A 6,485-nucleotide genomic window follows, 5' to 3' on the forward strand; every position below is an offset into this window, starting at 1 on the left:
GGGCTATGAGATCCCTGCCCGGGCGATGGAGTCGTTCTTCGATCGCACCGAGACGGAATCATCGGCAGCCGACCGGGCTGCTTGAGGAAATAGTGTTCTCCTGTCGAAACAACTTGACACAGTCCAAGACCTTCGGTTCTCGACAGATCGGACAGTTGTCTGGTGGGCAGAAGAAACGCACATTTGTCGCTCGTGGACTTGCGCAAGGAGCCAACGTGCTATTGCTTGATGAACCCTTCGCTGGGGTAGATAAGAGCAGCGAATCGACCATCGTTCAACTGCTGCGTGAACTCGCCGATGAGGGGCACTGCGTGCTCATCTCCACTCACGATCTGCATGCTCTGCCACAACTGGCTGATGAGGCAATCCTTTTGCTGCAGTCAATCCTCTTTCAAGGTCCTGTCGCCGATGCTCTGCGCCCCGAGAACCTCTCACTGGCATTTGGTCTCGACATTCGAAGGGCAGAAGAATCCGAATGAACCTCTACAGTCTCGTCATCGAACCACTCCACTACGAATTCATGATCAGAGCACTGACCACCACAGTGCTCGCTGCAATCGTCTGCGCACTCTTATCGTGCTGGCTGATCCTGGTCGGCTGGTCTCTGATGGGTGACGCTGTTTCGCACGCAGTTCTTCCCGGGGTCGTCATTGCCTACATCGCAGGGATCCCCTTCGCCGCCGGTGCGCTGGTTTTCGGATTCATCGCAGTCGCAGCGATCGGCATTCTTCGAGGAACTAGTCGGATCAAGGAAGACGCTGCCATCGGCATCGTCTTTACGACCCTGTTTGCCCTGGGGCTAGTGCTGATCTCGACGACGCCGAGTCACACCGACCTCAATCACATCATCTTCGGCAACATCCTCGGCGTTTCGACTTCGGACCTTCGACAGATTGCGCTGCTTGCTGTCATCGCGTTCGCCGTCCTGATTGCCAAGCGCCGCGACCTGACTCTGTACGCATTTGATCCGACTCACGCTTACGCAATCGGCCTGTCGCCGCGGGTTCTCGGAGCGCTGCTGCTTGCACTCCTTGCTCTGACGACAGTGGTAGCACTTCAGGTTGTCGGTGTCATCCTGGTCGTGGCGATGCTCATCATTCCAGGAGCGACCGCCCACCTTCTCACCGATAGATTCAATCGAATGCTCCTCATCGCGCCCATCATGTCGGCGTTGTCCTCGGTGCTAGGGATCTACCTGAGTTACTGGTTGGATGCCTCATCTGGCGGTCTAGTTGTGCTTGTCCAAGGTGTCGTCTTCACCGGTGTTTACCTGTTCAGCCCCAGCCACGGGCTGATCGCCAAGTCGCGGCAACATCGCCGGACCAACGACCAGTGGAAGCGGCACTCGGCAGAGGCTCAAGTTCCGTGATCGACGAGTACCTCCGCGGTCTCTGGGAGCTGGAGGAGTCGAAAAACAAGTCCATGACCCGGGCCCAGCTTGCCGAGACTCTGCAACGCAGTCGGCCTGCAGTGACTCAGTACCTTCGAGTCCTCGCCAGTCACAATTTGGTCAGGCAGGAGCATTATGGGCCACTTTCATTGACCGAGGCCGGCGCGTGCAGGGCGCTGTCGGCTGTGCGCGCAGAAAGAATTTGCCGCTGCCACCTCTTTACGATTCTCAGTGTTCCATGGCACCGCGTATTGAAAGAGGCATCGGTGATGGCAATGGCACTGAGCTCCGATGTCGTGGAGACGATGGCTGCTCTTGCCTGCAGCCCCGAGCTCGATCCCTATGGCAACCGAATACCAACAAAGGTAGACGATCTGCGACCGGGAGACGGCGAACCTCTCGCCGCTCTCCCGACTGCTCACCTACTTCAAGTTTCGAGAATTGGACGCGCCCCTGAGCATCTACTCTTCGAACTGGAGCGGAAGAACATCCTTCCGGGCACCCACATCACCCTCGAGAAACACCCTGATGGCCAGAGCAGTCTCACATTGGAGCCAGACGATAACGTTGTAGTCCTCAGCGACGATGCCTCCGAGTATGTCTACGCAACTTCAACAATTCAGTAGCGCCGTTCTTACGACAACTCACGCAGCAGAGCACGGGGATACCCACATGGCGTCGCTGGCCGTGCGCCCGAGCGTCACGCCAGCTCCATTGCCTCCCTCAAGGTGAATCACAATAGAATCAGAGAATGGAGGACCCGCTTCGGTGCTGAAATACGATCCGACATGAATGCCGTACTCAGCCAGAAACTGCAAAAGGTTGGGATCGGAATCCGAAATCCGCTCGACACGGACTCGGCTTCCCGTTCCGACGTGTGTCAATGGGATCGCAGCCGGGCGATCAATGGTTCCGTCTGCAGCTGGAATGGGGTCTCCGTGAGGGTCGCGATCGGGGTGGTCGAGATGTTCGGCGATACGGTCGACCATGAAGTCTGACACCGCATGTTCGAGGGTCTCGGCTTCGTTATGCACCTGGTCCCAGGTGTATCCGAGGACCTCGACGAGGAAGGTCTCGATGAGGCGGTGACGACGGACCATCGCAAGGGCATAGACTCGACCTTGTGCCGTCAGAGCAATTGACCCGTACGGCGTGTGCGCGACGAGCCCCTCGTCCGAGAGTTTGCGAATCGCGTCGGATGTCGTTGACTGCCTGACCCCAACCTTCTGGGCAAGCGCGGTGGTCGTGACGGGAGCATCAGACCACTCGCCCAAACTCCAAAGTGCTTTCAGATAGTTTTGGGCGCTGTCAGAGAGTTCAGTGACGGACATGGTCGAAGATTACCAAACTGTTCTGTCCGTCCGATCGTCAGCCCGTTTGCTTGGGTTCTTCACAGTTTTTGCGTTCAGGTTCGTGCATCACGAGCGTTGCTATCGATGACGCCGGGGACAAGGTCAGGCTGTCTGTCAGATTCGTCCTTGTTCTCATCCTCTTCGCCCGCGCCCGCCTTCTTCCCAGTTTGGTAGTCATCGGCGGCCTGACGGATCGAGTCGAATTTGGCGTAGAACCCGTCGCCGGGACAGCTTGTTTGGCCAACGTCGCGATGTCCGACAATCGCTTTCATCTCCTCCCCGGCTAGTGATGTCGAGCCACCCGCTTTCACCCCGCTCAAGGACAGCTTCCACCCGACCACCTCCGCGACCGCATCAAGAGTGCGCTGGGGCGGTGCCTTCTTGTCATAGTCGCCGAGCACGGAAATGCCGAACGATCCTGTGTTGTACCCGGCGGCGTGAGCGCCGACTACGGCCTTCTTTACCCCGCCTGCGCGCCCCTCCCAGAGTCTTCCGTATTTGTCGACGAGCATGTTGTAGCCGATGTCCGACCACCCTCGACCCGTGATGTGAAACGACTGGATCCCTCGTAGAATCGCAGGCACATCCTCTGCGGCATAGTCGTTGTTGCCATCGGTGTGATGGATCACTGCGGCGGAGACTGAGTCCGCGATCGTGGGAGAATTTCGTACCAGTTTTTCGCTCGCACCCCAGTCTTTACGGGTAGCGACTTCGGGCTGGACAACAGAGTTCTTCGCCACGTTGGCCGCCGATGCTGCGCATAGTGGACAGGTGCATCCGCCCGTCCGTGTGCAAGGTGGTACCGAGGCGTGGTCAATTGAGTGGGCATGCTGCGACACCTCCCGATCAACCGATTCCGAACTCTTGGGCGCATTCTCTGCCACCAGTTCTGAATCGCCGGGGTGCCTCTTCGAAGCGACACTGACGACCTTGGCATCGGCTGGACTGCCGCCGTCACCGAGAACACGCAACTGAATACTGTCTGTATCAGTGGTGTAGTAGGGGTCCGTGCCGCGCGAGCCCTCCCCGGCATCCGAAGCATGCAGGTGCTGCCACCCGGACCAGCGGCCATTCGTGTGAGTTCTGATCTCGAACTCGACCCGAACGTCGTCGTCGAATGCGATTCCTACGACATTCGGTGACGCTGACGGCAGATCGATGACATCGGACAATGCCGAAATCGTGATTCCGTCCGTAGTTTCAGCGGCACCTGATCCCGTTGGCGCTGCAAGGTCCCCATCCTTACGATCATCGGACACATGAGGGCTCTCGGTCGACGATGGGCTCGTCACGGCTTGGTCCTGTGCATGAGCGACAACGGCGCTGGTGAAATGAGCCGAAGTATCACGAAGGCTCTGCGGAGCGCGCAGCAACGGCGGCAGGGATGTGGTCTTCGTCCGCGTGACTGACCTCGTCGTCGACGATGCGTCCCTGGCCCCTGCCGAAAGTGCCCCGGTTGCGCTGATTCCAGACAGCGGAGACTCAGAGACTTCAGGATCGCCGGAGTGCAGCGACGCGGAGGCGGGTGGAAGGCCGATGTTCACCGCCAACGCCAGGGATCCGGCTGCCGAAAGTGTGAGTAGCTTCGTATGCATGAAGGTCCTTCTCGGGGGAAGTTCGTGAAAGGCATGTTCAGGGTATCGGCTTAACGAACAAAAGTCTATGTTCAGTAGATTACACGTTGCAGGAACAGTGCACTACGGTGCGCAGTCAAGCGACACGACAGTGTCGCACGACATCGACAGACGTATTTCGGAGTAGCCGAGGGGTTCGTTCACGAGCGCTGGGTGGGATGGTGTCGACGAGACTCGTTGAGGGCACTATCGAGTTTGATTCTGGAAATCGGTCGTCGGCCTCGGAGCGTGACCTCGACTGAAGAGGCCCGCCGAGTTGAAGTTGTTCAATGATTTCAGATGCCGGGGCCGCGTTCATGGTCTTCATGGGTATTGTCGCAACATGTTCGATCGATCACGGGTTTCGCCTCGAGCTTGGCTGGCTCTCGGGCCAACGATCGTTACGATGCGAGCCGATTAGTGCTTCGGATCCCGAGACGAACTAGGGCGTGTCTCCTTTATTGACGATTCCAGGACTGACACGGTGGGTTCATGACGACAAATCAACGACACCGAGTATTCACTGATGAGCAGTGGGAGAAAATCGAACCACTGTTGCCCTCAAACGTCGGCAAAAGAGCCCGACCGTTTGAGAACAACCGTCGAATCGTCGAAGGAATCGTCTACCGATACCGGGCCGGCACCGCCTGGCGCGACTTGCCACGCGAGCACTTCGGCCCCTGGCAGACAGTATGGAAACGCCACCGCCGCTACGCCGCCGACGGCACCTGGGACCGTGTGCTGGCCCACGTGCTTTCTGATGCCGATGCTGCCGGTGACATCGATTGGAACGTCTCCGTCGATGGCACCATCAACCGTGCCCACCAGCATGCAACGAACACGACACGCCCTGACCAAGACACAGGGGGCTACGTCGAATTACAAGAATTCTCCCGATTCGGAGTGTGAGCCGGCCGGGCACGGCATCGGTCGCTCGCGTGGTGGGCTGACGACGAAGATCCACCATGCCGTCGACGGTAAGGGTCGGCCTTTGGCGGTGGTGGTCACCGGCGGGCAACGTCACGACGGGGTGATTCTGCCGCAGGTCCTGGCTGATATTCGAGTGCCCCGGGCTGGTGGTGGGCGTGCTCGCACATGCCCGGACTCCGTTCTGGCGGATCGTGCCTATGGGTCCAGAGGCAACCGCGATTACCTGCGTTCGCGTGGAATCCGCACAGTGATCCCGGAGAAGAAAGACCAGATCGCGACTCGAAAGAAGCGCGGTAGCAAAGGTGGGCGACCGCCGGCGTTCGATGCCGCCGCGTATCGGAACCGCAATGTCGTCGAGCGTTCGTTTGCCTACGTCAAGCAATGGCGAGGGCTAGCGACGAGATACGACAAGCTCGCCATCACCTATCGAGCGGCAGTCGTGCTCAGCGCGATCCTGACATGGCTCCGCCGATAAAGGAGACATGCCCTAGCCACATTCGGGATGTTGTTCCGGTCCGATACAGAATTCAACAAAGGTGGGGCCAGCAGGCAACCGACTCAGTATATATTTCGCTACTGGGGTGGATTGCCGAACTCAACGGTCAAACTCAATTTTGGGCCGAGTAGCCCACAAATGGCCGCGAGATGGCTTCTTGACCAGAAAGCTCCACGACGTTACATTAGGGTGCCGAAGTAGCAGCCACCTCAGGACATTCTCTATTTCGTGGACCAATGTTGGACAGTCAACGCTCCGGTCTATCGGCCAGAAGGTGGTCCGAACCATCGCTTAAGATGATCGTAAAGAACTGACTGGTCAATGCCGGACCATGCGACGTAGCCGTCCGGTCGAATCAACATCGATGGCATTGTGGTCGTCTGGACTGTTTGGATGTAGTCGACCCGCTGGCTCCACGGTGCAGCGCTGCTGACGAGCGTTCCTCCAGTAGTATCGACGAGAATCGGTCGTGCAGAACGCAAGAGTTCGGCCAGTCGGACTTTGTGTCCGTCGCAGAGCGTCAGTTCGATCGTCGGCGCGAACCAGCCTGCCAGTTCTCCGTCTCCCATATTGTAACTGGACTGTGTCAAGTTGTTTCGACAGGAGAACACTATTTCCTCAAGCAGCCCGGTCGGCTGCCGATGATTCCGTCTCGGTGCGATCGAAGAACGACTCCATCGCCCGGGCAGGGATCTCATAGCCCA

At 58.3% G+C, this 6,485-nt stretch carries 6 protein-coding genes and 1 pseudogene; 4 read left to right on the forward strand and 3 right to left on the reverse strand.

The genetic code is table 11. From position 1 onward, the window contains the following. The 3 genes from EB836_RS17735 to EB836_RS17745 form a co-directional block, all read left to right on the forward strand. A partial coding sequence (locus tag EB836_RS17735) for an ATP-binding cassette domain-containing protein (protein WP_240690160.1) occupies positions 1-479 on the forward strand: 479 nt, incomplete at its 5' end. Then, the gene (locus EB836_RS17740; protein WP_009882354.1) at positions 476-1,369 is read left to right on the forward strand and encodes a metal ABC transporter permease; all 894 of its coding nucleotides are present in this window, start codon (positions 476-478) and stop codon (positions 1,367-1,369) included. The genes EB836_RS17735 and EB836_RS17740, both read left to right, overlap by 4 nt. Beyond that, positions 1,366-2,016, forward strand: a complete 651-nt coding sequence (locus tag EB836_RS17745; protein WP_164742781.1) for a metal-dependent transcriptional regulator — start codon at positions 1,366-1,368, stop codon at positions 2,014-2,016. Before EB836_RS17740 ends, EB836_RS17745 begins: the two co-directional genes overlap by 4 nt. Positions 2,017-2,034: 18 nt before the next feature. Here the strand turns inward: EB836_RS17745 and EB836_RS17750 are convergent, their stop codons facing one another. Together EB836_RS17750 and EB836_RS17755 are read right to left on the reverse strand one after the other, a co-directional pair. Beyond that, positions 2,035-2,721 (reverse strand): metal-dependent transcriptional regulator, encoded by a 687-nt coding sequence (locus tag EB836_RS17750; RefSeq protein WP_029416765.1) that lies wholly within the window; start codon positions 2,719-2,721, stop codon positions 2,035-2,037. Positions 2,722-2,795: 74 nt separating this feature from the next. Further along, the gene (locus EB836_RS17755; protein WP_167854514.1) at positions 2,796-3,914 is read right to left on the reverse strand and encodes a peptidoglycan recognition protein; all 1,119 of its coding nucleotides are present in this window, start codon (positions 3,912-3,914) and stop codon (positions 2,796-2,798) included. Between the two features lie 933 nt (positions 3,915-4,847). On the opposite strand from EB836_RS17755, the pseudogene EB836_RS17760 reads away from it, so the two are divergent. Beyond that, positions 4,848-5,760, forward strand: a pseudogene (locus tag EB836_RS17760) (IS5 family transposase). Between the two features lie 281 nt (positions 5,761-6,041). Here EB836_RS17760 and EB836_RS18720 read toward each other — a convergent pair. Next, the gene (locus tag EB836_RS18720) at positions 6,042-6,479 is read right to left on the reverse strand and encodes a hypothetical protein (protein WP_346763103.1); all 438 of its coding nucleotides are present in this window, start codon (positions 6,477-6,479) and stop codon (positions 6,042-6,044) included. Positions 6,480-6,485 lie beyond the last annotated feature (6 nt).

This window comes from Brevibacterium sp. S111, assembly GCF_004745075.1.
Taxonomy (GTDB): Bacteria; Actinomycetota; Actinomycetes; order Actinomycetales; family Brevibacteriaceae; genus Brevibacterium.

Bases quoted from the DNA above. Each gene is read 5' to 3' on its own strand.
- EB836_RS17740 (WP_009882354.1), top strand. From the start codon at position 476: ATGAACCTCTACAGTCTCGTCATCGAACCACTCCACTACGAATTCATG.
- EB836_RS18720 (WP_346763103.1), bottom strand. From the start codon at position 6,479: ATGAGATCCCTGCCCGGGCGATGGAGTCGTTCTTCGATCGCACCGAGA.
- EB836_RS17750 (WP_029416765.1), bottom strand. From the start codon at position 2,721: ATGTCCGTCACTGAACTCTCTGACAGCGCCCAAAACTATCTGAAAGCA.